The sequence below is a fragment of the Rhizomicrobium sp. genome, assembly GCF_056722145.1.
This window is the reverse complement of sequence record NZ_JBWZET010000114.1, coordinates 1-25,423: the sequence shown is the minus strand read 5'-3', so window position 1 is coordinate 25,423 and position 25,423 is coordinate 1. Positions and strand designations below refer to the sequence as shown.

20 protein-coding genes are annotated in these 25,423 nt (G+C 60.0%); 10 read left to right on the top strand and 10 right to left on the bottom strand.

Annotation, left to right across the window (positions count from 1 at the left end; all coding sequences use genetic code 11):
- Positions 1-13: 13 nt before the first annotated feature.
- The 4 genes from AC1P6P_RS06480 to AC1P6P_RS06465 are packed head-to-tail and all read right to left on the bottom strand — an operon-like array spanning position 14 to position 5,667.
- Entirely contained in the window at positions 14-1,249 is a 1,236-nt protein-coding gene (locus AC1P6P_RS06480; RefSeq protein WP_481401616.1) for a hypothetical protein, read from the bottom strand.
- A 13-nt stretch (positions 1,250-1,262) separates the two neighbouring features.
- Positions 1,263-3,155 carry an asparagine synthase (glutamine-hydrolyzing) gene (asnB, locus tag AC1P6P_RS06475; RefSeq protein ID WP_481401615.1) on the bottom strand — a complete coding sequence of 631 codons (1,893 nt, stop codon included), beginning with the start codon at positions 3,153-3,155 and terminating at the stop codon, positions 1,263-1,265.
- On the bottom strand, positions 3,155-4,402 hold the full coding sequence (locus tag AC1P6P_RS06470) for a glycosyltransferase family 4 protein (RefSeq protein ID WP_481401614.1): 1,248 nt from the start codon (positions 4,400-4,402) through the stop codon (positions 3,155-3,157). Before AC1P6P_RS06470 ends, asnB begins: the two co-directional genes overlap by 1 nt.
- Positions 4,399-5,667, bottom strand: a complete 1,269-nt coding sequence (locus AC1P6P_RS06465) for a nucleotide sugar dehydrogenase (RefSeq protein ID WP_481401613.1) — start codon at positions 5,665-5,667, stop codon at positions 4,399-4,401. The genes AC1P6P_RS06470 and AC1P6P_RS06465 overlap by 4 nt, the downstream gene beginning before the upstream one ends.
- A gap of 681 nt (positions 5,668-6,348) precedes the next feature.
- Here AC1P6P_RS06465 and AC1P6P_RS06460 point away from each other — a divergent pair.
- From AC1P6P_RS06460 to AC1P6P_RS06450, 3 genes are read left to right on the top strand one after another with little or no spacing between them, the layout of a single operon-like run.
- Positions 6,349-8,541: a GumC family protein gene (locus tag AC1P6P_RS06460; protein ID WP_481401612.1), complete on the top strand. Its 2,193-nt coding sequence runs from the start codon at positions 6,349-6,351 to the stop codon at positions 8,539-8,541.
- 31 nt (positions 8,542-8,572) lie between these two features.
- A complete protein-coding gene (locus AC1P6P_RS06455) occupies positions 8,573-9,214 on the top strand; it encodes a hypothetical protein (protein WP_481401611.1) in 642 nt (213 codons plus the stop codon).
- A complete protein-coding gene (locus tag AC1P6P_RS06450; RefSeq protein WP_481401610.1) occupies positions 9,211-10,620 on the top strand; it encodes an O-antigen ligase family protein in 1,410 nt (469 codons plus the stop codon). The genes AC1P6P_RS06455 and AC1P6P_RS06450 overlap by 4 nt, the downstream gene beginning before the upstream one ends.
- A 6-nt stretch (positions 10,621-10,626) precedes the next feature.
- Here AC1P6P_RS06450 and AC1P6P_RS06445 read toward each other — a convergent pair whose 3' ends face one another.
- Positions 10,627-11,274, bottom strand: coding sequence for a polysaccharide biosynthesis/export family protein (locus AC1P6P_RS06445; RefSeq protein ID WP_481401609.1), 648 nt, complete (start codon positions 11,272-11,274; stop codon positions 10,627-10,629).
- A 427-nt stretch (positions 11,275-11,701) separates the two neighbouring features.
- Between AC1P6P_RS06445 and AC1P6P_RS06440 the strand changes: the two genes are divergently transcribed.
- Complete coding sequence (locus AC1P6P_RS06440) at positions 11,702-12,985, top strand: outer membrane beta-barrel protein (protein ID WP_481401608.1); 1,284 nt, start codon at positions 11,702-11,704, stop codon at positions 12,983-12,985.
- A gap of 53 nt (positions 12,986-13,038) precedes the next feature.
- Here the strand turns inward: AC1P6P_RS06440 and AC1P6P_RS06435 are convergent, their stop codons facing one another.
- The 5 genes from AC1P6P_RS06435 to AC1P6P_RS06415 form a co-directional block, all read right to left on the bottom strand.
- Positions 13,039-13,941, bottom strand: coding sequence for a hypothetical protein (locus AC1P6P_RS06435; RefSeq protein ID WP_481401607.1), 903 nt, complete (start codon positions 13,939-13,941; stop codon positions 13,039-13,041).
- Positions 13,928-15,412 carry a CHASE2 domain-containing protein gene (locus AC1P6P_RS06430; RefSeq protein ID WP_481401606.1) on the bottom strand — a complete coding sequence of 495 codons (1,485 nt, stop codon included), beginning with the start codon at positions 15,410-15,412 and terminating at the stop codon, positions 13,928-13,930. Before AC1P6P_RS06430 ends, AC1P6P_RS06435 begins: the two co-directional genes overlap by 14 nt.
- A 3-nt stretch (positions 15,413-15,415) precedes the next feature.
- On the bottom strand, positions 15,416-17,800 hold the full coding sequence (locus AC1P6P_RS06425) for a CHAT domain-containing protein (RefSeq protein ID WP_481401605.1): 2,385 nt from the start codon (positions 17,798-17,800) through the stop codon (positions 15,416-15,418).
- On the bottom strand, positions 17,801-19,255 hold the full coding sequence (locus AC1P6P_RS06420) for a hypothetical protein (protein ID WP_481401604.1): 1,455 nt from the start codon (positions 19,253-19,255) through the stop codon (positions 17,801-17,803).
- A 340-nt stretch (positions 19,256-19,595) separates the two neighbouring features.
- On the bottom strand, positions 19,596-20,354 hold the full coding sequence (locus AC1P6P_RS06415; RefSeq protein ID WP_481401603.1) for a Crp/Fnr family transcriptional regulator: 759 nt from the start codon (positions 20,352-20,354) through the stop codon (positions 19,596-19,598).
- A 495-nt stretch (positions 20,355-20,849) separates the two neighbouring features.
- On the opposite strand from AC1P6P_RS06415, the gene AC1P6P_RS06410 reads away from it, so the two are divergent.
- The 6 genes from AC1P6P_RS06410 to AC1P6P_RS06385 all read left to right on the top strand — a co-directional run.
- A complete protein-coding gene (locus tag AC1P6P_RS06410) occupies positions 20,850-21,050 on the top strand; it encodes a hypothetical protein (RefSeq protein WP_481401602.1) in 201 nt (66 codons plus the stop codon).
- A 156-nt stretch (positions 21,051-21,206) separates the two neighbouring features.
- A complete protein-coding gene (cpaB, locus tag AC1P6P_RS06405; RefSeq protein ID WP_481401601.1) occupies positions 21,207-22,013 on the top strand; it encodes a Flp pilus assembly protein CpaB in 807 nt (268 codons plus the stop codon).
- Positions 22,014-22,028: 15 nt separating this feature from the next.
- Positions 22,029-23,384, top strand: a complete 1,356-nt coding sequence (locus AC1P6P_RS06400) for a type II and III secretion system protein family protein (protein ID WP_481401600.1) — start codon at positions 22,029-22,031, stop codon at positions 23,382-23,384.
- Positions 23,385-23,398: 14 nt separating this feature from the next.
- A complete protein-coding gene (locus AC1P6P_RS06395; protein ID WP_481401599.1) occupies positions 23,399-23,698 on the top strand; it encodes a hypothetical protein in 300 nt (99 codons plus the stop codon).
- Positions 23,699-23,749: 51 nt separating this feature from the next.
- Complete coding sequence (locus tag AC1P6P_RS06390) at positions 23,750-24,610, top strand: CpaE/TadZ family protein (protein WP_481401598.1); 861 nt, start codon at positions 23,750-23,752, stop codon at positions 24,608-24,610.
- Between the two features lie 7 nt (positions 24,611-24,617).
- Positions 24,618-25,423 (top strand): TadA family conjugal transfer-associated ATPase (locus AC1P6P_RS06385; protein WP_481401597.1); only part of this gene is annotated, 806 nt, incomplete at its 3' end.

The following is a 25,423-nucleotide window of genomic DNA, read 5'->3' as shown; positions in this document are numbered from 1 at the left end:
ATAAGTCGCTCCCTCACGCATCCGTCTGGTCGTCCTCGCGGTCGCGCAGACTGGCGATGGTGTACCCGAACAGGGACGCAGTCTTCACCGACAATGGCGCGCAACTGAAAACAAGGGTGATCAGGAGGTAAAAGAGGCCCATAACCTCCACGCCGGGATGCAAGTTTCTTCGGGGCAAGATGCCTGCCGCGACCAGCGGGTAGACCAGCATCCCGCCCAGTCCCATGTTGGCGATGAGATAAATGATGCCGCTGTCATAGGCTTCACGCGCATTGACGCCGCCGAGGAGTATGCTGCTCACCGAGCTGTGGGAAAGCGTCGCGACGGTGATGGAAAGGCGCAGTCCAAGGTCGCCCTTCATGTGCGCGGTGAATGGGTAGATGAGGAAAAGGAGGAGCAGCAGAATAAACGGGCCGATGAGAAGGGCGCCGCGCATCCCGCGTAGCGTTGAGCCTGACAGAAGTCGCAGCAAGCCGAACGCCACAACCATAAACGCCGCGACGCGGGTATCGGTGGCAATGGCGATAGCGAGGCACATTATGTAAAGCGATGCGCGAAGCCAACGCGGCCAGCGAGGTGCATTCAACACTGCAATTGCCGTGACCAGGCAATAGTAGCCCAGCGATATCGGCTCCAGATAGAACGAGCCAAGGCGATGAAAGGCGCCGAAGAAGCTGCCGCCGGCCCGGTTTGCCCCGATGTATACGCCTGCGTCGGTGTAGACGGACGCGTTGGGACCCATGTCCGTCGCCATCCAATCGCGTGTGAAATAGTAGTACTTCATTGGGTTGAAAAGCGCGGCATAGGTTTGCGGCAGGACCATTTCGAAGGCGGCGCCGGCCGCCATGACAAGCAGAATGCCAACCAGGAACGCGCCATTGAATCGTTTTGCCGTGCTGCCGAGCAGAAGAAAAAGCGGAATAATTGCGATGTCGTAGAGAAAGCGGAAGTTGACCTCGCCGGTGAAGACGATCTTTATCGCGGCAAAAAAGAGGAACACGCCGAACCAACCGGCGATCCGCCAGTCAATTCTGCTCCAGCGCGCGGCAAGGTATAGGACTGCGCCGAACGTCAATGCCATCTGCACCGACATGACGGTTCCGGCGGTCAGCGTGTCAATGTTCTGATTGATGAAAGCTAGAGCAGCGTTTTCAAAGACAAAGGCTGCCAGCAGAAGGTAGAGGAACGCGTCGCTGCGTTCATCTGCGGTGTCCGGGCTTACGTCGATTGTCGGTTCGGATGAACTCACCGTGTTTGCCTCGCTAGGCTTGATCGAATTCCTGCGTGTCGATGCCGAACAAGCGCAGGAACAGTTCGAGGTTCATCAGGGACCATAGGGTTTTGACGTCGGGCTGTCGGCCGGTCAGGAAATCGCCGACCAACGCCGCCAGAATCCGCTTATCGAACAGGTGTGCGATGCGCGAGTTCTCGCTTTCCGTGAAGTCGCGCAGCATGTCGCGGCATGGCCCATTCTTCAGCCAGACATCGAACGGAACGCGAAACCCGACTTTTTTCCGGGTCCGTATTTCGCGCGGCAGAATATCGCGGAGGGCTTGGCGCAGCACCGACTTTCCCCCGTTTCCTCCGAGCAGGAGATGATCGGGCAGGCTCGCCGCCACTTTGGCAAACTCGGTGTCCATGAATGGCATTCGGCCTTCGATCGAACCGGCCATCATCATGCGGTCGCCGCGCTCAAGGAGATTGTCCGGCAGCCAGGAGGTCTGGTCGAAAAACAGCATGCGCCGCAGTGCGGATGCGCTTTGGAGCGAATATGGGAATGGATTGTTTGTGGCGAGGGCCGGCTGGCCCCGTAATAGCGAGCGGGCTGTCTCGTCAGGGGTTCCGCCGAACCAGAACTGCATGCGCCTGGAGAAATCCCGCTCTCCCGCAGCCTCGAACGCAATCTTCAGTCGCCGCGCTGAACCGAATACACGCTTGAAGGCGGGAGCGAACAAATGCCGGTGCAGCGGGGCCGGGATCATTTTCTGATACCTCCGCACCCACGGCTCGGCGCCATGCTTGGGATAACCGGCGAGCATTTCGTCGGCGCCTTCACCGGTCAGCACCATTTTTACGTGGCGAGACGCCTCGCGCGATAAAAGCAGGATCGGAATATCCGAAGCTTCGGTAACGGGCGCGGCGCGATGGCGGACGGCGTCGGGCCATGCCTCCAGAAACATCTCCGGGGTCACCACCAATTCGTGATGATCGGAGCCAAACTGATCGGCGACCATGCGGGCGCTGGCCAGCTCGGAGTAGCGCTGCTCGGAAAAGCCGACGCTGAAGGTGCGGACCGGCGACGAGCTTGTCGCCGCCATGATGGCGACAACCGCTGAGGAATCGATGCCGCCCGACAAATAGGCGCCGTACGGAGCATCGCTGCGCATGCGGATGCGAACAGCATCTTCCAGGACGCTCCTGACGCGCGCCGCGGCATCACGCGAAGTGATTGCTTGCGGTTCGGTTGTCGCCAGCGGCGGCGCGAAATAACGTCTGATGCAAAGGCCGGCATCGCTGAAGGTGGCGTAACTGCCGGGCGGAAGTTTTTCAATATTGCGGAAGAAGGTCTCGGGGCCGGGAACGTAGCGGTTCGCCAAATAGCCGCCGAGCGCATCGCGGTTGAAGCGCCGGCGCTGCCCGGGAAACTGCAGCAGCGGTTCGATTTCCGAAGCGAACAGCAGGTCGTTTCCCGCGTGCGTCAGGAACAGCGGCTTCTTGCCGAAGGGATCGCGTGCCATCAGTAATGTGCGCCTATCGCTGTCCCACAGCGCAAAGGCAAACATGCCGCGCAAGCGGTCGAGCGCAGCCGCTCCGAAAGCACGATAGGCTTCGATCAGGACCTCGGTATCAGACGATGTGCGGAAAACATGCCCGCGTTGGATAAGGTCCTGGCGCAGTTCGACGTAGTTGTAGATTTCGCCGTTGAAAACCAGCGTGATGCGGCCATCGGCGGATTGCATCGGTTGGGCGCCGGCGGAGAGATCGATGATGCTAAGTCGGCGATGGCCAAGTGCCACCTGATTGTCGCCGCAATTCTCGATGAACACGCCCTCGGCGTCGGGACCGCGATGCCGGATCGTGCCCAGCAACCGTCGGAGCACCGCGTCATCTTGGCGGCGGCTATGCGGCAGAACCCATCCGAGAATGCCGCACATTAGTCCCCGCTCTGCAGGCTGCGATAGGCGGCAAGGAGCTTGGGCGCTTCGTATTCCCAGGCAAGTTCCTTGAGAATCCGGGTCCGGCCGAGTTCGCCCATCGTTTTGCGCCGCTGCGGATCATCCAGCAGGGCGATGATCTTATCGCCGAAGTCCTCGCAATCGCCGTTGTGCGCATAAAGCGAGGCGCCTTGGGCAGAAACGCGTCCCTCGGTCAGATCGAATTGCACGATCGGCCGCCCAAGCGCCATATATTCCATGATTTTATTCATGGTGGAACGGTCGTTCAACGCGTTGGGCCGGTCGGGATTGACGCAAACGTCGGCGGTGGAGAGCAGGGAAAACAGGTCATCGTCGCTGATGCGGCCGGTAAAGGTGACGATATCGTCGACACCAATCTGGTGTGCCAACTGTTCGACTGCGCCGCATTCCGGGCCCGATCCGGCGATGACGAACTGAACATCGTTCCGCCCACGCGCGATCTTGATGTAGCGCGCCGCGTCCATGAGCAGGTCAAGGCCTTCTTGCTTTCCGATCACGCCGACATAGGCGACCAGGAATCCGCGGCCGCGCTTCCAGGTTTCATCGGGCGCAACCTCGCGAACTTTCGTCATATTGGGGCCGGACCGAACAATATGGACCTGCTTGGGGTCCATGCGATCTCTTTCGATCGCAACCGCACGATAGGATGCGTTGGTTGCGACCGTCATGTCGGCAATTGAAAAGGTCAGGCGTTCGAGTCCGACCATCAGGCGCCAGAAAAAATCCTTACGGCCGAACTTGGCCAGATAGAGCTCCGGGCTAAGATCGTGATGGTCAAAAACGAACTTGCAGCCAAACAGGAATTTGAAGAAGCCACCAATCAGGAAGATCAGGTCCGGGGGATTGCAGGCGTGGATGATGTCAAAGCCGTGGGTGAAAAAGATACGGAGGCTCAGGACGAATTCCCAGAACAGGGCGGCGGAATATTCCAACAGATACCCAAAGGCGCCGTTACCTTCACGCGGCAAGGGATGGCGATAGATCCTGATGCCGTCGATCTCTTCCAAGGATTTGGTCGCGTCATATCCTTTCGGACAAATTACGCAAACCTGATACCCGGCGCGGGCCAGCGTTGTTGCTTCGGACCAGGCGCGGCGATCGAACGGCAGCGGCAGATTTTCAACAATGATGAGCACGCGAGCCTTCGGCACGGCCGGCGCCGAAACGGTCGAGATTGCTGAACTATCCTGCCAAGCCGAGCTCATGGTCCCCGCATCAATTCGGTGTAGAAGGTGCGCGTGGCCTGAAGGCCCATGCCTTTGGTCCAGTTGCGGTGGTCGATGATGAGGTCGAAGCGGCGCGCCTGGGCGTCTTCTTTCGAAATCAAAAGCTTGCGCAGTGAGGGCAGGCTTGAAAACGCGTAGCCCAGGTTTTGCCCCAACAAGCGCGACGGCACGACGTAGGGATCGTAGATCGACAGGTCGTATCGCGCGTTCAACAATTTGCGCGCCAAGTCGATGTTTGGGCTTTCACGCAGATCGTCGGTGCGATCCTTGAAGGCAAGGCCGAGCATCAATATCGATGCGCCGGGCGACAGCCCCTTCGTGCATTCGGTAAACAGGAAGTGCTTGTGCGCTTCATTGGTCTGGATCAGCGAATCCACGACATAGGTCGCAGCACCGAGATCGGCGGCAATCTTCTGTAGTGCGCGTACGTCTTTGGGCAAGCACGAGCCGCCGAACGCATTGCCCGGGTTGAAATAGTAGGGAGAAATGTTGAGTTTGGTGTCGGCGACAAAAATGTCGTGGATTTTCTTGGTATCGAGGCCGAGGTGGGCGCCGACGCGCCCGACCTCATTGGCGTAGCACACCTTCAGCGCATGAAAGGCGTTATCGACGAATTTGACGAACTCCGCATCGCGGTATCGCGTATAGAAGGTCGGTGCGGTGATTGTGTCGATCCACTGATCGATTGTGGAATTGTGATTGCCGTCCGCAGTGCCGACGACGACTTTCGGAGGCTCGAAAAAGTCCCGTATAGCAGTGGATTCCCGCAAGAATTCGGGATTGTAAACCAAGTCGACCACGCCCGTGTCGCCGTTCAGTGTTTCGTGGAAGATCGGCGCAATAAGCTCCTCGGTCGTTCCGGGCCGCATGGTCGAGCGATAGACGACCGTCAAGGGTTGCGTCCGTCGGCAATCCACTGCCGCCGCGATTTGGCGCGACACTTCGGCGATGAAGCTCATATTGTGGGAGCCGTCTGGCGTGCTTGGCGTGCCAACGCAAACTATTGCCAAAGAGCAGTCGTTCAGCTCAGTACCGATGTCGATCATGGCGCGCAAGCGGCCGTCACGGACGGCAGCTGACATCATCTCGTCCAATCCAGGTTCCGCGACGGGCGAGCGGCCGGCGTTAATGTCGGCGACTTTGGTCTCGCTGATGTCCACACCGGTTACGTCGTGGCCCAAACTCGCGGTGCAGGCAGCCACGGTGGCGCCCACGTACCCAAGCCCGTACACAGCGACACGCATACGCCCCCCTAGTCCATGACGCTCGTTCTTGATTTTTGCCCGCAATCGCGGACCGACGTCAGCGCCACAGAGACCTGAGCGTATAGTTGATGTTGATGTTCCACCTGGATTCAACAAAAAAAAGCGCGCAGTGAAGACGAATATTGAGAATGTCTAGAACTATTCAATATGTCACATGTGTTGTCGGTTTGTTACGCTGTTGTCATTCGGACTGGTGCGACAGCGAAAGAAGTAATGATCTGCTCGGCGAGCGCGTTGGATCGCTTTGTCTTGGTTGGACAGTTCGCTTTCGAACAATTCATTTCACAAACAGTCATTCGCATTGACAGCGCATGTTGGTGTCTGCGCTGATACTTTTTTTCGGCGATTTCTTCTGCTAGAGTTTGGATAACGTGGCCTCAAAAATAGTCCGACAAAGAGATCGGGTAGGCTTGGTGAGTGTTGATTTTGGCCTTGGTGGCGTGGAGTAAATGGGGGGAAGCGTTCCTGCATTGCGGCAATGAATTCAAATGCCTGCATTGCGCGGAATTCAGTCAAGAGCATTCGTTGTAGCGCGCGATACCGAACCCTTCCTAGGGGGGGGCGGTACTTCCCACTCCATGCAAAAGCGTTTCGTGCCCTGGCTTGCTGCCGCTGGGATGCGGTCGTGCACATGGGGAACGATGAAGGGGGATGTGCGCAATGCCGGCAGATAGCAGTCGTCCATCCGATCCGCGCAAGCAGCCTGCCGGCTTTGATGCGACCGATATTTTGCGGATGTTTCGCATTCGCTCCCGATTGATCTTCGGGACCATGGTGTTGGTGGTCATAGTGGCGACGGCGTTCGTTCTGCAACTGACGCCGCAGTATTCGGCCACGGCCGTCGTCATGTTGGACCAGCGCAAGAATAATGTCGAAGACACATCGGCTGTTCTTTCAGGGCTGCCGGCCGACCAAGCTGCCGTCCAAAATCAAGTGCAGATCCTGCAATCGCAACGGCTGGCGGGCCGTGTCGTCGACAAACTGGGATTGGTCAACGACGCGGAGTTCAATCCGGCCTTCCGGGGATGGCGTGCCGCATTGCGCTATCTTTCAGGCTTCAAGCAGCTGTCGTTCCTGGCGACTGCAGCCGGATTGCAGGACGACGCCAGCAGCCGCGACGAAGTGCGCCGACGGACGGTTGAAGCCTTTCTCAAACATCTTGATGTCAGTGCCGTCGGCTATTCGACAACGATGAATGTCGCGTTCCAATCCGAAAGCCGCGACAAAGCCGCGGAAATCGCCAATGCGATCGCTACCGCCTATGTCGACGATCAGCTCGAGGCGAAATACGAGGCCACCCGCCGGGCGACACAGTGGCTCGCCGGGCGCATCAAGGAGCTTTCGGTACAGGCTCAGGCCGCCGACGCCGCAGTGCAGGCGTACAAAGCCGAGAACAACATCACCACGACCGGCAACAGCTCGGTGGTGGAGCAGCAGATCGCCGACATCAACAGCCAGCTGATCCTGGCCAAGACGGTGCTGGCCGAGAAGGAGTCGGTCTACGACCGGCTGGCGCAGCTGGCGCGCGAAGGTCATGCGGCCAATGCACCGCAGGTCATGAATTCGACTTTGGTTTCGACATTGCGGGAGCAAGAGGCGGAGCTGAATCGGAAAATTGCCGACCTGTCGACGCGTTACACGCCCAATCACCCGAAAATGTTGGATTTGCTGGCCCAGAAATCAAATCTGGAATCCAAGATCTCGGAGGAAGTGCAGCGGGTCGTCGAAGCCAGTCGGAACGATGTCGAAACCTCCTATGCGCACGTCGCGTCATTGCAGCACAGCCTGCGCGACTTCGAGGATCGGGGCGCGGGCCAAAACCAGGTCTCGGTAAAGCTGGCCGGGCTGCAATCCAACGCCGTCTCCGCGCGGGCAATGTACGAAGCCTTCCTTGGAAAGCTGAACCAGACACAGAACCAGCAAGGCATCCAGACTTCGGATGCGCGCCTGGTGTCGAGTGCCGAGCCGCCGCCGCACACGAGCTATCCTAACATCCCGTTGTCGATTGGCGCCTCCATTCCAGCCGGTTTCCTCCTCGGCCTGATGCTGGCCGGACTTGCGGAGCGCCTCGGCCGCGCGTTTCGCTCGACCATTCAAATGGAACGTGAGTTCGGCATTCCCGTTCTATCGACCGTCCCGGAAGTACGCTCGCGCCGGGTTGCCGACATCGTCGTCGATCGGCCGACCTCGTCCTATGCCGAGGCGGTGCGCGCGGCGATGATCGGGATTGCCGTTCCCTATCGGGGGCAGCCTCCGAAAGTGCTGCTGGTCACGTCGGCGATGCCGTCGGAGGGCAAGACGACCTTGGCGATTTCGCTGGCGCGCGTTGCCGCAAGCCGTGGACTGAAGACGGTGCTGGTTGACGGCGATTTCCGCCGCGCGCGGGTCATTCGGATGCTTGGATTGTCGCGCTCTTCGGCGGCAGCAGCGGCGATGCGCAACGATCCCGATGCACCGATCGAGCAGTTCCTCGACAAGGATCCGCGCAGCAATGTCATGGTGATGGCGTGCCGGACCACATCGGCCAGCCCGGCGGACGTATTGACGTCGCCGGCCATGCAGGACCGGCTGCAAAAGCTGCGCAGGATGGCGGATTTGGTGATCATCGATTCCGCGCCGATCCTGCCGGTTGCCGACACCAAGATCATGTGCCGGCATGTGGATGCGGTATTGTTGGCAATTCGCTGGAACAAGACGCTGCACGATGCGGTCGAAAGCGCCATCCAGGAGCTCAAGAAAGTGGAAGCGCCCATCATCGGCATGGTCGTGACCCGGACCAACAGTCGTCAATTTTACTATTACAATTACGGCTACGAATCCTACAACACTTACAACAAATATTACGACACCTGAGATGCGGCTGGCGAGACGGATCATTCTATGTTTGGTGGCGCTCGTTCCAATAGCGCTGCTGGCGGATGCGCCAATCCGATTGCAGGATGGGCTCGCACTCGACGCGGCAGTCCCAGTCCCGACGATGATGATCGCGCAGGTTCGTATGCCAGAACGCGCCTACGCCAATGCACAACGGGTGCTCGCCGGTGCCGACGACCGGGACGGAACGGCAGTGATCGCGCGCACCGAAGCGGCAATTCACGCCGGTGCTCCAGCGCTGTCGGTGGTGCCCGATCTGGAAAAGGGTCTGGTGGCGCAACCCGCGTCGGCGCGCGGTTGGCTGCTGCTTTCGCATATCTACGCCGACCGTGATCGCCCGAAAGCCGCGCGCTGTCTTGCAATTGCGCTGCAACTCGCGCCGCACAATTACTGGCTGTCCGGATCGCTCGCGCGCCAGTCCGCGGCGCTGTGGCCGCTATTGGATGCGGCGAGCCAAAGTCGCGCCTTGGATCAGGCCAGGGTGCTTTGGCGAGAGCCGACCCTGCGGCCGCAGCTGCGGGTGTTGCTGGCCAGCGCCGGCGGAAGTGCGCTCGTGACCCGCGCGTATTCGACAGACCCCTTGGAAATTACCTTCATCAATCGCTGGCTGTCCTACGAGCGCAGCCATGATTTGCAGGCGTCTGAGCGATGAGCGGAACCCAGTTCAAGACGGTCTCGCCGCTGCGATGGGGTGCCTTCGCCCTCCTGCTTTTGACGCTTGCCTGGGCGCCGTTTCCGTTTGGTGGCGCCGTCGCCTGGGCGCCCGGCCTGCAGCATCTTTTGATCGCGGGGTGCTGGGCACTCTGGGCGTTTTCGCTCCTCCGCGGCGGCGACGAGCATCTGCGGATCAACGCCGCCGTCGTTCTTCCTTTGGTCCTGATCGTTCTGGTGCTCGCGTGGGGTTATGTTCAGACTGTTCCCCTCACGCCGCCAAATCTGGCCCATCCGCTATGGCACTCCGTGTCGGAAACTCTGGGAAAGCCGGTCGCGGCGGTGATTTCGTTGGAGCCTTGGCGCAGCCGGTTCGAACTCGAGAAGCTCGTCAGCTACGGGCTTGCCGGATGTCTCGCCTACTTCCTGACATCCAGGACAAAATCGGCAAAGCTGTTGCTGTATGGGGTGATCTTCATCGGCGCTGCGTATGCGCTGTATGCCTTTGTGCAGGCAATCTTGGGCACCGACCAATCGCAGCTCCTTTATGGCGCGCCGAAACAACTTGCCCGCGTTTCCGGTCCTTTCTTGCTTCACAACAGCTTCGCGACTTATTGCGGCATGGCTGCTGTGGCGGCACTTGCGGCGTTGATTGCAAGCGCCTCGGAACATCGCGGCGCATCCGACGATCCCGAGGATGATACATCGCCATCGGTGCGCCTTTCATTCGAAACTCTGTTCCTTGCGATCTCGGCGGCGCTGTGCCTGGGAGGCGTGCTCATTTCCGGGTCCCGGGCCGGATTTGTTGCCACGCTTTGTGCACTCGGCGCGATGACGGTCGCATCTATCCCGGTGGCGCGCTCCACCAATGCGCGACGGTTGCTTGCGGGTTTCCTCGCCGCCGGACTGGGCTTGCTGGCCTATGGCCTGGCCTCGGGCGAGGGGACGTTGGCTCGACGCTTTGGTTTGTTGTGGAGTTCAGACAAGGCCGATGAAATCCGCTCGGTGCTGTGGTCGGCGTCGGAGCGTATGATCCACGATCATATTTGGTTCGGGCAGGGCCTCGGCACATTCCAGGACGCCTATCCGCAATACGAAGTACAGCCCCTGCCGTTCGTGATGGACAAGGCCCATTGCGACTATCTCGAACTGGCCGCGGGGCTTGGCGTGCCCGCCGCGATCGTTCTATGGACTGGTCTGGCGTGGTTGGCGCTTGTATGTTTGCGCGGCGTCTGGGTGCGTCAGCGCAACCGCGCCTTCCCATTGGCAGCCTTTGGCGCCGCCGTCCTTGTCGGTGTCCATTCCGCTGTGGATTTCAGTCTGCAGTTGCCGGCGGTCGCCCTGACGTTCGCTGTGATATTGGGTGTCGGTACGGCGCAGGCCTTCTCACGGCATCGGAACGTCTGACGAGGTTCAGAAGAAGCGTTCAGGAATACGAACGATATCGCCCGGCATGATCCTCGTTGATCCATCGGCCGGCAGCGTCCGTTCCATTTTCTCACCCTCGTGGCGGACGTAAACCTCGTCCTCATTGGCGCGGTAGGTATAGCCGCCAGCCAGAGCAACAGCGCTGAGAGCCGTGAGGCCGTTCTCGAAAGGATATTCGCCCGGCTTGTTGACCTCGCCCAGTATGTAGAACGGGCGGTAATTCAACACCTCGATGTTGATCCGTGGATCTTGCAGGTAGCGGACCAGGCTCGAGTGGATTTCGGCATTGAATTCGCTGATCGTCAGGGCTGCCGCCCTGACCGTGCCGATGAGCGGCAATTGCACCTGACCGGTGCTGTCGACGACGAATTCGCCGCTGAGGTCCTCTTCGCCGTAGACCGTAATTCTCAGCTTGTCGCCGATCCCCAAGCGATAGTGCGTGTCGGTGATGCTCGATGGGCCGCGTTGCTGCGGGGCCGTGACTCTCGCAGGCGGCTGCGTCGCTGTCTGGGTTTGCGGAGAGGGGCCGGGCAGGCTGCCTTGCGCGAAGCTGGCCCCAACATTCATTGGCGCGCCAACCAGGACCAGCGCGAAGAAGACAGCCAGGGTCAGAATTCTGGACGCCGATTTCATGACATCACCCCCACGACGCCGCCCCCGATGTCTGTTGCGCGCGAGCAAAAGTACATCGTTTTGCGCCGTCAGCCTACCGAACTGTCGGCCCTGGGCGCTTGCGGTTTTAAGACGCGCCAACAAGTGTCGCCCGCCAAAGAACGAAATGCGGCGGCCGCTCAACCTGTCGCCAAAGACGCTACGGACTGCCGTTATTGCGAATTGCATTCACTAGAAATGACGATGAATGCGCACATGAGAGATAGCCAGTGAAGCCAACGAGTTTCAATGTGCCGTGTCGCAACGATGCCAGCATAACTGGCGGATCGGCATTCCCGCACCGCTATGGACTGTAAAAACGGGGTTCCCGCGGATAGGGTGTAGAGTTGGAAGTGGGGGCGCGCTCGAGGACTGATACTCGGGCGCGACGTTGTGGGGGGAGGGGAGCGTGAGCGGTTCGAAAGTGGCTGCCGGCATGGCTGCCGTTGTGTGCATGTCTGCGGTCGGCGCTCAGAGTGCGTTGGCGGCGCAAGACAACCAGCCCGTTTCGACCGGGACGCCGGCGCAGAATGAAAGCGTTACCAGCCGGGCCCGCCCCGATTTCGATCCCGTCGGCCTGCGCGTCGGAAGCTTTACCTTCTACCCGTCAACCGACCTTGCCGCCAATTTTGACGACAACATCTTCCGCACCAACGATGGCAAATCGGATTGGATCCTGACCGTATCGCCGAGTGCGCGGTTGAAATCGAACTGGCGCCGTCATTACCTGGAACTCTATGCCGGGCTCAATTACTGCAATTACCTCGAAAACAAGGATCAGAACCTTGTCGACTGGAACGTTGGGGCTGACGGCATCCTTAATATTTCAAACACCGCGCTGGCGAAGGCGCATGCCAATTTCGGCCAGTTTCATGAATTCTGGTCGTCTGTCGATGCCGACCGCAACGCCCAGGCGGCGCCGAACCGCTATTGGCAGGCCCACGGCGACGTGACGGCAAGCTATCAGCCGAACCAGCTTGGGGTTGAAATCGGCGGCGCTATCGATCGCTATAACTGGACCCGGACGCCGCGGAATTTGGGCGGCTTTCTTTATAACGACGATCGCGACAACACCGAGTATCAGGCCTATTCCAAGGTCTACTACGATTTCGCGCCGGGCTATGCGGCGTTCATCAAGGCGAGCTACGACGAGCGCGACTACGACCGCTACTTCGATCGTTCGGGACTGCATCGCGGATCGCACGGCTATCGTCTCGACGGCGGTGTCGAACTCCAGGTCACCCATCTGATTGCCGGCGAAATTTATGCCGGCTATCTGAAACAGGATTTTTCGTCACCTTACTTGAAGGATGTTTCAGGTTTCGATTATGGCGCCCAGCTCGACTGGTATGTGATGCCGGTCCTCACGGCGCATCTCAGCGGGCGAAGAGTATTGAACAACGTCGCGCTGAATGGCGTGTCGGTCTCCGATGACAGAGGGGTGATGCTGAGTGCCGATTATGAATTCCGGCGCGACGTCATTATCCATGCCTATGGTTCCTACACCAACAGCCGCTACGTCGGGTCGTCGCGCAGCGACGGATATCCCGGTGCCGGCGTCGGGGTGAGCTATCTCGTCAACCGCTATATGAGCCTTGATGCGAATTACAATTACAGCAGCCGCACGACCCGAAACCTGCCGGTCGAATTCACCGACAGCCTGTTCAGTATCGGGCTGAAGGTACATCTGTAGCGCCTGGAAGTGGGATCAACGCGACCCGCTTGTTCGCTCCATTCGGCGAAAGTCTATTGGCAATCGTCGGGCGGGTTGGCGCCATAGGATTTGCAGGCAATCACCCGGTAGATCGGCTTGCGGTCGAGACCCTGTCCAGGCGCCGCATAGACCATTTGATCGGCTTCGAATGCCCATTGCGGATCGTCGGCCATTTTCACGGCGGTCGACGCCATATTCAGTTCCATAAACGGCGCGGCGACGTTGGTGCCTTCGAATTTGTGGGCCGCATCGACGTCGAACGCGCCGACAATCTGGGCGCCATTCTTGTCTTTCAGCGTCACGGTCCAGCGCCCGGCGCCCAAACCATGCGGCACGTCGAGATACGCGGCGCCACCAGGAAGCCCCGTCAGTTCTTTGACATTGGTGCCTTCGCTATCGCTCAGCGTCAACGCGAACGGCCCCGAGCCGCCTTTCCAGCGCACATAAAGGCCCGTATGCCCCGATGCCATCTTCGCCTGGCTTTGGGCCAGCGATTGGATGTCAAACGACATCTTGAGATCGGGCGCATCGCGCCCCACCGTCATGATGCTGTAGGGCTCCACACGCGGCACGATTTCGTTGATCCAATTCACGATCAACGACCAGCCCTTCAATTTTGTCCCGACTGCGCGCACGACGTTTTGCTTGGACTTCGGGCTGTAATACGTAATTTTACCATCGGCGCGTTGAATGCCGATTTTTCCTTTGCCGCCCATCGGACCAACCTTGTCGCCGTCACAAATCACCTGCGCCACATAGACCGCGATCTTGTTGCCGCCGCGAAGGAAATAGAGCGTCCCATCGCTTTCCGCCAACGTCATCACCACACCGGCTACCGCTTTCTTCGCCGGGCAAGCGGCAGTCGACGGTTCCGCGGCGCAGAGGAGCGTTGCAACCAGAGCGGCGGATGCGGCCGTGGCACTAGACAGTGTCATTTCGGGCTCTCCATGCTTCGTAAAGCTCGTTGAAAAGGGAATAGAGAACGACGACGAATCCCATGATGGCGATGCTTTCCCACATCGCGTAAGGCGCCAGCCACAGGCCTGTGAAGCGGCCTATGAGGAACACGCCGACCAGGGCGACAAATTTTGCGCCCTCGGCGGATGTTGCGGCCCGCAAGGCGTTGCCGATCCGGGTGGGCGATTGTCCGGCGCGCAATCGCAGATGTTGGTGGTGATGATGCATCAAGAGCGTGAAGGCGTGCATCCCGACGCAAGACACCAGCAAGAGCCAGCCACTGAGCCACGGCCCCAGGCCCTGCATTGGTCCATCAAGAATCAGGCTTCTGGCGCAGTTGGCCAGGATCAGGCCGCCCGCCATGCGCCCATAAGGCGACCAGTGGATGTCTTCGAAGGTCGGCTGCGACGACGACAGCACGAGGATCGCGTTATCGGCAACATCCGCCCGCGCGTTCGGGGCAAAGAGAACCCGGACCGGTATCACCTGAACGGCGCGACTTCCGGGGGCGCCGCTTTCCGCGGTCAGTACGGGGGATGCGCCAAATTCCGCCGGATCGGCGAGATGATAACCGATCAGCGCGACGCGATCCTGAACGTGATAGGTCGCGTCAGGTGCAATCGCAATCGTGAACGGCGCCGGCGTGTCGCTATCCGGCGTTCGACACTGCCCCGATACGCTGCGTTCGACAGCCGCTTTGGCGTCGTTGGGCTTAGAAGCCCATGCTGCCAGCGCGTAGAGCGCGGCGTGGGGCAGGGCCATGGCCTTATCGGAGCCCGGAGGATAGACGCAGGTATAATAGGCGTATTGCCTGACGACGCCGTCTTCGCCCGCGAGGGCCTCCCCGGCTGCCCAAGTCAGATTGGGGGCCGCTTGGACGATGGCGTCCCAGGACGGCGCGGGCGCGAGGACAAAACGCGATTTGGCGCCATCGAGCGCGCCGCTATCCCTCCATTCCGGCGCCCGCGCAAAGGCAACCAGCGGCAGGCGCGGGTTACCGGCCCAAGCTTTCAATGTTTGCGTAAAGCCGGCGACTTCCTGCTCCGTTCGCTGGGCGCCAATTGCGTCGACGTCGATATCGACGATGACGACGCGTGGACAGGCTCTTTCCGGTTCAGCGCGCTCACATCCGGCCTTCACCAGATCCAACACGCGTGAAACGATCGCCAGCGGTGTGACGGTCGGCCACCGCGAGAATGACGCCCCAGGCATCGCCTTCGTCCAGTATTCCGCGCGGGACTCCCGGTCGAAAGCCAGATTGACGACGGGGGGCGCCTCGCCGCCGACGGTATTGCGGCGTGATTTGACGAGCTGGTCGAAGAGTTCGGTTTTTGCCGGCGTCAGCACCACGCCGACGCCCGTGCACTGCAAAGCGTGGATGACCGAAATCACCAGCAGGGTCAGGAGAAAGCGGCTATCAAACAGCCATGTCAGCGCGCGCCCTTTCACTGATCACTCCTGAACGGATGTGACAAAGAGGGATGCCCAGAAGAACGGAGCGGACTGGCTTTTGATCTGGTCCAGTTGGGCGTCGCGCAACGCATCAGGTGGCGGCTTGCCGGCCAGGTACGAGCGATAAAAGCTCTTCATGAACGTGGCTGTTTTGCTGTCATCGACCGCCCATAGCGACCCAACCACCGTTTTCGGACCGGCATACAGAAATCCGCGGACCAGCCCGATGACATCATCACCCGTGGTGATCTGGCCTAGGCCGGTGCTGCAGCCGCTTAGCACCGCAAGATCGACATCGAGCCGGGTGTGGAACAGATCGCCGGCGGTCAAGGGCGACAATCGTCCGGACGAGGGCGCCAACATGATGGCAGAGCGGAGCGGGTCATCTTGATCGTAGAGGCCATGTCCGGCGAAATGGAAAAAGCGATACCCCGTCGCGCTTGTGCGGATGGCCTGGATTGTCGCCTCGGGGCCAATCAAAAGCTTCGAGCCGTGGGCATAAGACGCGACGGCGCGCGCCTCTTCCTCGGCTTGTGGGAGAGCGAATTCGCCACCCTTGCCCGGATCACCGATAATCAGGCCGCCCGCGCCCACACGGTGCGGGTACGAAAGCAGAAACGTGCTGAGCGAAGGAACCGTGTTGATCGCATATCGCTCGACCAGATACTGCTTGCCGTCATGCAACGCCGCCATCGCAATATGATGCAGCGGGCCGGTCGCGACAATCACGAGGCGTTTTTCTTTCAAGCCGCGCAGCGGCTCGGCCAGCAAATCGGCATAAAGCTGCTGCGCTTCAACGACAGATTTGCTGGCGCGCGGCTTGATCAGAATACTGCGGAAGGACGCTATATCGGCTTCAAGGTTGGCGGCCGTGATGGGATGGATTGAAACCGAATCCGCCCGAAGGACGAATACCCACCAGCGGCGGCCCGATTCAAAAAAGACGATGGCGGCCTCATCGGAACCCAATTTTGCTTGAATATCGTTGATCTGGGCGGGCGGGACGGTGATTAGAGGCGCCAGGCGCGGTGCGCGCTGTCGAATGAGCGCATGCTGGCTGTCCACCGCGGCCGTGCGCGCAGTGATCCCGTCCGGCGCGATCGCGGACGCTCCGACCAAGTCAGCTTCGACGCGATCGTTGTCCGCAACCAGGGTGGCGTCCTCCGCCGTGATGCCGATCTGCTGGCGTGACGACAACAGGTCAACGAAGGCGCGACTGCGTGAGCGCTCGACGTATTCCAGCGCCGCTTTCGATTGTTTGGTCTGGATCAGAAGCTCGACCAATCGCGAATAGACCGTATGCTTATCGTCGACGAAGGCGATGCGTCCGTGTTCGGTGGCAATCGAGCTGCGAACTGCCTCGATGGTGTCGACGCTCTTGCGCAAGTCCTGGATAGCCGAGACGGTGTCGTGATCGGCGGCAGCCAATTGGGCGCGATCGGCCAAGGCGCGCCAGTAGATGTCGCGGTATGCCTGGACGTTGGGATAATCGAGAAGTGTGTCGTAGCGCTGGCGGGCTTCGCCATCGCGATGAACCTCATGCAGGCAGCGCGCGGCGAGATATTCCACATAGACGTTTGCTGCCGGCGCGAACGTGACCGGCATCAACGCGCCGAACGAGAACTCACCAAATATGTCCAGCCGAAACGGCTTGACGTGTATCGTCGAGCCGAACGCATTTTGGCTTGACGATAAGCCATAATCCCGAAGCAGGCGCCGTTCGGGTTCGTTCAGCAGTGCCAACGATGCTTGGCAATCACCGGCCGCAGCATACAAGCTGGCGGCGTAATAGACCGGTGCCGGATCGAATTGCATCGCCAATCGGGCCGCAATGGAACGCACGTCCGCATTGTACTTGGTGGCATCGGGACTGCCACGATCGGCGGCTTGGCGGGCCAATTGGAGGGTGGCGAGGCCCCATACGTATTGAGCGCCCTGGCTTGCCTGACCGGTCAGCAACGCGCGTGCCATGTCCGGATTGCCGATGGCGAGTTCGATCAGCGCGCGCTTGCCTCGGATAAGTTCCAGTGCATGCGCGGTGTTTTCTGTGTTGTCGCCGGATTGAAGGCGTTGACCGTAGCGGTCAAGGCAAGCTTTTGCGCGATCGAAGGCGCCGAATTTGATCTCGACATCGCATAGCAGCGACAATTGGGCGATCGTAATGCTGCTCCAATCGGCATTGGCATATTTGTCCCGGATAAGCGCGAGGTTGCCTTGGTTCAGAGCCTCGCGGTCGTCCTCGCCGATACCCGCGTTCGTCGCTTGGGCGCGGGCCGAAACCTCGCTTGCGACATAGGTCGCACTGCAATTGGAGAGCAGTACCGCGCCGGCCACGATCAAAGCCGCGGCAGCCGACCGGCTGGCGCCAATACCAGACGTGGTCATCTAGAGCTGTGTTGTTAAGTTGAGCTGGACTGCCCGATAATTGGAATCGCCAACCGCCACCGACACGCCGACCTGGAAGCTCTCCCAAATCTGTTTTCCCATCCGGCCAGTGGTGCCAAGGTTGACGCCAAATTCCTCCCAACGCGTCACCAGAGAATGCGTGCCGGCGATTTCATTATCTTGAGCATAGGCACTCCACGCCGTCGGGTGGCCGAAGAGGGTGATGTCGGATGCGGTTTCGGCACTCAGACCGTTGGTGTAGATGTTCGTCGAGATCTTCGGGTCGAGCGTGTATTTCTTCAATTTCACATCAAGCGATTTGTAGTAACCGTACGAGTTGATGATTGAAAACTTAATCGTGTCGTCAAAAGCGAAGAGATTGTACTTGCTGCGGACTCCGAATGTGTAGACCGCAGAGCCGTAGTTGCCGACCCCAAACGGGCCACGATCCAAGCTGACCACGGCACCGAGGTGAGCTTGCGGCGTAACATACCAGCGTTCCGTCAGCGGGATGCGAACGCCAAGCCCGATCGCGCCGCTAATCGAGTCCGAGGAATTTTGGCGCACGAAGCTGAGCGGCATGTCGAGCGTAATCGCGTAGCCGGGGTTGTCTAGAAACCACGTATAGGCGAGCGGGACGTGGACGGCGATGCCATCGACACCGTCGGCGGCAAAGTACTGCGGCTCCATGGACATGGAGAATACGGGATCAAGATGAGGGACATCTGCCGGCGACTTGGTCGGTGCGGCGGTTGCTTCGCCGACGGCTGTTCCGAAGCCGTAAGTGGTCGATGAAAGCTGTTGAACGAAGGACTGCGGGTTGCCGATGACGGGATCGACGGCGGTTGCGGCTGCAATTGCATTGTGCAGCGAATTCAAAACGTAGCTGCTGTTGTTGTCCATATAGCTGTTAAGGTTTTGCAGCGAGGCATATCGCGAGGTGCCAGTAAACGACTGGTGCAGGCCCGCCTTTGGCGCATCGATCACGATCGTATTGGAGTTTGCCGCTGCCGAAAGCGTCATGGTTACGCCGTCGATCGTGGCCGACGCCGTAATCGGAAGTGTGTTCAACAGGGGGTAGTTGGTGAACAAGGTGGGATGCAGTGCGACGTCGCCCGCTCCGCTCGTACCGAAGACGCCCGGGAAGTATTGCTTGGTGAACTTCTGGGTCGAAGTGGTCCCGCCGGGGGACATGCTCGTATCAGGAAAGAGCGTGTTGAATTTTGTGATCAGATCAACTGTGCCCGACGCGTTGAAGCTCGCCGTTTCGCCGCCGGCCGTGATGGTGGCCGACATGGGGCTATCGTAGAACCCATAGTCATTCAGACCCTGAATGATGCACGCGGCCTTCTGGGCATCGGTCGTCGCCGAGCAAAAATTGGCTTGTGCCGTCTGGGATAGCGCCAACACCGTTGCTGCGGAGACCATCAAAAAGGACGTCTTGAACTGGCTCACAGGCTTCCCTCCCTCGAAAAGTATAACCCAAGATAGAAATATGGGTATTTTTGAGCGCGGGAACAGCCTCAACACAAGTGTAAGTAGATGTTAGTGCGATTGACAATTTGTATTGTTACACAGTGAATGGGAGGGTGCTGGCGTCATTGGTTAATCGGCGTCTGGGGTAATACCGCGGTCGGATGTCGCATGGTGGGCGGCTTGAACGCGTCGGCCCATCGCCGCCATCGGGCAAGCCCTACGGAGCAGGACTCTGTTGTCGGCACACCGCAGGTCCGAACTTGCTTGCAATCGATCAGGCTGTTCCGAAGGTCACTGGCTGGTTAGCGGGCTGCTCGCATCAATCGGGCAGGTCTTGGCGGAATATCGTCGTTTCGAAGAAGTCGAATGGCTCCTCGGTCGCGGCGATCTCGCAGAGCCGGACCGGATCAAGGATGGCGAGGCCGCAATAACGCGGCTCGACCACGCCTTCCTTGGCCAGGACGGCGAACTCCTTGTTGACGGTCGAGCGGCTGAGCCCCCAGAAGGCGCCGATGTCTTCCTGGGTCAGGCTGAGGGGCATTTCGACCGCGACGACCTGGCCGTCAGTCAAGAAATGCGCCCAATAGACCAACAGCCGGGTGATCTTGGAGCGTGGCGACAGGAATGCCGTCGCGCCGATGCGAACAAAGTTCAGACGCCGCGCAAAACACATGTGTTGAAGGATAGCGTGCCCCATCTCCGCCGAGGAGGTCATTGTCTGTTGGAATGCCTTAACCGGCACCTGAACAAGAAGTGTCGGCTCGGAAGAGACAAAATCAAACGATGAAGGCAGGCCATCGAGGGCGCCGGTGGGGTCAGCGAGATTGCCGGGAAAAACCAAATTATAAAGGAACTTGCGGCCATTCGACTGTTCGCGGCGCAGTTCCAGCATGCCGCGGATCACAAACCACAAGCCGCTTGCGGGCTCGCCGAAGCGTTGGACAACGGTGCCGGAGTCGAGCTGGCGCAGATCCGCCATACTGCAAAGCTGGGCGACCTCTTGCGATCGGACCGGCAATCGCAAGGCACCGGCGACCTTGCCGATGACTTCGTCGGAACTCATGGACAACGATTGCACGCCGGTCGCTCCATCCCCAAGGACCAGACCAATTGGGTGCAGGGCTAACTCTTAGTTGCGCGTGTCTGCAATAGAAATTCCTGTAACGCGGCACGCCGTGGCGTCGGTTCCGCTTGCAAACGCGGTTGCGCGTTACTTTGCGACTGATGAATTGTTGTTTGTAGACGCAGACTTGGTTGCTTTTCTCAACAATGCGAGCCAATTCGTTTGGAGACAAACGAACCGTTGCGGTGCAGTGTCGCTGCCGGTTGCGACGGTGGTGCGTCAACTTGGACAGTGTTGATTGTGCAGCACGCGACAGACAAGTGTGTGCCGCATAATATCTAATATAGCGTGTTGTGAGCCGTTACTGTACAGTACAAATACAGTAGAAAAACAAACGCTCTTAAGACTGTGAGAATCGATATCGTCGCGATAGACCGTAGTAAATGTGGTTAATATGGCGACGTGCACAAGTAATAACGTTGTGTGGGTACTGTGGACAAGGGGGAAACCGTGATTAAGACTTTCCGCGACTTTGCAATTTCGGAAGATGGCCTCGTGACGGTGGAATGGGTTGCGCTGGCAAGCGCGCTCGTCGTCGGTGCGATCGCGATCGGGTGGCTGGTGCTGGGCAATCTCAAGGCGCCCGCCAACACCATCGGCACGCAGATCAACAATACCGCGAAGACGACGCCGACCGAGACGGCTCCGTAAACCGGTCTGCGTCTGGCAAGACATTGCGGCGGCGGTCGTCGGGACTGCCGACCGCATTGTCGTGCCGTCGTCAAATCCGTCGTATCTGCGGACAAAATGCCAACAAATGTCCGCAGATGTCGTGTGTTGCGTAGTGTGTTCGTGTGGGGGGCAGTGATGCGGCGCGCGATTATCAGCCTCGTCGTCGGCGTGGTTTTGGCCGTGGCTGCGATTGTGGTCATGCACCTGTACATCGGGTCGGTGACGCGTCCGGCATCCGACGGCGATTTTGTGCCGGTCGCTGTGATGCTGAAGGATGTCCCGAGCGGATATGTCCTGAAAAGCAAGGACATGCAGTTGGTGGCGTGGCCGCGGGCGTCGCTGCCCAGCGGCGCCTTCAGCTCTATCAACGACATTTTCAAAGGTGCCAAGACGGCCGACGATCGCGTTGCCATCGTCGCGATGGTTCGCGGCGAACCGGTGCTGCGCAGCAAGGTGTCAGGCCTTGGCAACAAGCCGGTTCTCTCGACCATGGTCGGGCCGGGCATGCGGGCGGTTTCGGTCAAGATCGATGACGTCAGCGGCGTCTCGGGGTTCATCCTGCCCGGAGATCATGTCGATATCCTGCTCACCCGTCATATCGGGCGGTCAACGGAATCGGACATTGTCACCGATGTCCTGCTGCAGCACGTCAAGGTTCTGGGCATCGACCAGCTGGCTGATACCGATCACACCAAGCCGGTCGTCGGTCACACGGCGACGGTGGAAGTCACTCCGGAGCAAGCAAGCAAACTGGCGCTGTCGCAACAGGCCGGCACGCTGAGCCTGGCGTTGCGCAATCCTGAAAACGGGCAGGCGGACGAGATGGCGCGGATCGGCGAATCCGATCTCGCCCGTCGCGGCTCCCTGCATGGGGAAGGCGGCAACATCATCGTGCGTTACGGCACGCAACCGCCGCAGCCGCAAGCCTCAGACAACCGCTGAGTTCGGGAGATGGCCATGACCACAACGCTCCAGGCACTTGCCGCCGCCGCCATTCTCTCGCTCCTGCCGCTTGGGGACGCTGCCGCTGCCCCGGCGCATCCGTCGGCGGTTGAAATGGTGTTGCACGCCAAGCAAATCCGGGCACGCATGACCGTGCCGATCGATCAGTCCCGCATGTTGCGGGTAGAACGTCCGTTCGGCGAACTGAACGTCGGCAACCGCGACGTTGCCGAGGTCCAACCGCTGTCAAACACCAGCATTTACATTCTCGGCAAGCGCATCGGCACCACCAATCTGACCATTCTCGATGCCAACGGCGGCGTGGTCGGCGTGGTCGACGTCGAAGTCTCCTATGACGTCGATTCTCTCAGGGCGCGCATTGCTGAGCTCCTGCCGACGGAACACGTCCGGGTTCGCCCCTCCGGCGATTCCATTGCACTCAGCGGAGTGGTGTCGAGTGCGGACCGGCTGAAGGCGGTGCTCAATCTCGCCGAACGTTTCGCTCCCGGAAAGGTCGCCAATCTCATGACATTGGCTGGCACCCAACAAGTGCTGATCGAAGTCAAGTTCGCCGAAGTCGAACGGTCGGCTATGAAGCAGCTCGGCATTTCCACGTTGTTCCAGTACCAGAGCGGCACCGATGCGGTGTCTTCCACCGTCGGAGCGGCCAATGCGGTGAGCCCGCTGGGATCGCTGATCGCCGGCGGCACCTTCGGCAATTTCACGCTCAAGGCCCAGCTTGACGCTTTGCAGCGCCATGGCCTGATTCGCACGCTCGCCGAACCCAATCTGGTGGCGCTGTCCGGCGACACCGCGAGTTTCCTGGCCGGCGGCGAAGTGCCCATCCCTGTGGCAGCCTTGCCGCAAGGCGGCACGTCGGGTGTCAACCAGGTCTCGCTCGAATTCAAGAAGTATGGAGTCGGGCTGGCGTTTACGCCCACCGTAGTCGGCCAATCGCTCGTCAATCTTGCGATCGATTCCGAGGTCAGTTCGATCGACGACACCAAGTCGTTCAAGGCCGGCGGCTACGATATCCCGGCATTGAAGGTGCGCAAGGCCAAGACGACCGTCGAACTGCAAGACGGCCAGAGCTTCGCCATTGCCGGCCTGCTGCAGGACAATTTCACCAATGGCACCCAGCGCTATCCCGGCCTCGGCGATGTTCCGATCCTCGGGGCGCTGTTCCGCTCCACCAGCTTCCAGCACGACCAGTCGGATCTGGTGCTGATCATCACCGTTCATCTCGTCAAGCCCACAACCGCCGATCGGCTGGCTTCACCCACCACCTCGGTTCATGTGCCGACGTCGGAAGAGCATTTGCTGACCGGCAATGTGGAAACGGCCCAGCCCGACAAGCCGAAGTCCAATTAGGGAGCAGAGCCACGATGACGAAAAATAACCTTCTGGTGATGCTCCTCGTTCTGCCGCTGGCGGCGTGCAGCGCCTGGGAAGTCCCCGAGGACCAAAGCGTGCCCGAGGCAGGGCAATCGGTCCGCCAGAACATCGCGGCGCAAATCGCCAATCCAAACGCTCCGCAGGGTGCAGGCACTCAGGTGATGGACGGCGAACGCGCCGGTCGGGCGATCGACCGCTACAGCAAAGGACAGACCATCCCGCCCGAAGACATGGACCAGAGCAAAAGTGGCAAACCGGGAGGCAGTGATAGCGGCAGCGCTACACACTGAACGCAGCGTCTGGGTGCCGCTGACCCAGGCCTGACCGCGGAGTTTACGGCCATGACCAAGACGTCGTTGATCTCGCGGATGCTGGGGCCGGGTCGGAGCGCGCGTTTGGGCGGCGGGGCCGCACCGCATCGTCTCATTGCCTTCGTCCATGCGGTCGGCGGCGCCGGTGCGACCACGCTTGCAGTCAACACCGCCGTTGCCTTCAACCCGTCCAAGGTCGCGCGTGCCTCCTGCCTGATCGATCTCGACATCCAGTTCGGCCGCGCCGCCAGGCTTCTGGATATGGCGGCGACGTCCGGCATGGAACTGCTGATCGAAAACCAGCGGGCCATCGAAAGCAGCCTGTTCGATCGCGTCCTGACCGCTCACAGCAGCGGATTGCAGGTGTTGACCGCGCCGCGCCAGCCGATGCCGCTGACCGCCCTCAGGCGTGCGGCGCTGAACGCGTTGCTGCAGTCGTGCGTCGCCCGCTTTCCGGCAGTGACGGTCGACCTGCCGGTGGCTCTGACGGCCTGGACCGACGTCGTGTTGAGGGCTGCGAGCCGCATCTATCTCGTCACGCCGATCAGCGTGCCCGCCGCTCACGCCACGCGCGGCTTCCTGATCCTGCTCGAACAGCACGGCCTCGACCGGCTGCCGCTGCGCATCGTCGCAGCTCGCCGCCAGATGGCGGAGAAGAAGTACGCCATCGCGCCGGAAAAATTTTGTGCCGCGATCGGGCGCCCGATCAACATCGTGGTGCAGGACGATTTCGAATTGATCCAGCGGTCCCATAACGAGGGCGTTGCCGCGGTCGAGCTGGCGCCGCGGTCGCGATTTGCCAAGGCGATCGCCGAATTGGTCGACGATGCCGTGCATGCCGAGGTTCCGGAGCAGAAGGCACCGGTCATCGAAGCGCTAAGGAGCTGGTGACGGTGCTATGTTCAATCTCTTTGCCGAAGAAGATGATGACAGTTCTGCCGGGACAGCGCGTCCGGCACCGTCGAGCGATTATGCGGCGGCCGCCGCCTGGACCGAACTGAAGGTCTGGCTGCATCAGAAGCTGCTGGAAGTCTTGAACCTTGCCGCCCTCGACAAGCTGACACGCGCCGATCTTGTGCGCGAGCTCTTGCCGATCGTGCGATCGCTGCTGGAAGCCGAAGGCATCCAGATGGACCCCGACGATGTGCGTCGCCTCACCGAAGAGGTGATCGACGAAATGCTCGGGCTCGGGCCGCTCGAACCATATCTCAAGGACGAGACCGTAACCGATATCCTGGTGAACACGCACCGAGCGATGTTCGTCGAGCGCTACGGTCAGATCGAGGCGACACCGTCGCACTTCAAGGACGAAGCCCACCTGATGCGCGTGATCCAAAAGATCGTCGCGGCTGTTGGTCGGCGGGTGGACGAGTCGCAGCCATGGGTCGATGCCCGCACCGCGGACGGCAGCCGCGTCAACGTGATGGTGCCGCCGTGTGCAGTCGACGGGCCGCTGCTGTCGATCAGAAAATTTGCCAAGACGCCCTATACCATGCCGCGGCTGATCGACAACGGAACGTTGACCGCCCAGATGGCCGCGGCGTTCTCGCTGATCGTGGCGGCGCGCCGCAACGTCCTGATTTCCGGCGGCACCGGTTCGGGCAAGACGACTCTCCTCAACGCGATGTCGAGCTATATCAGCAACAAGGAGCGCATCCTCACCATAGAAGACACGGCCGAATTGCAACTGCAGCAGGCCCATGT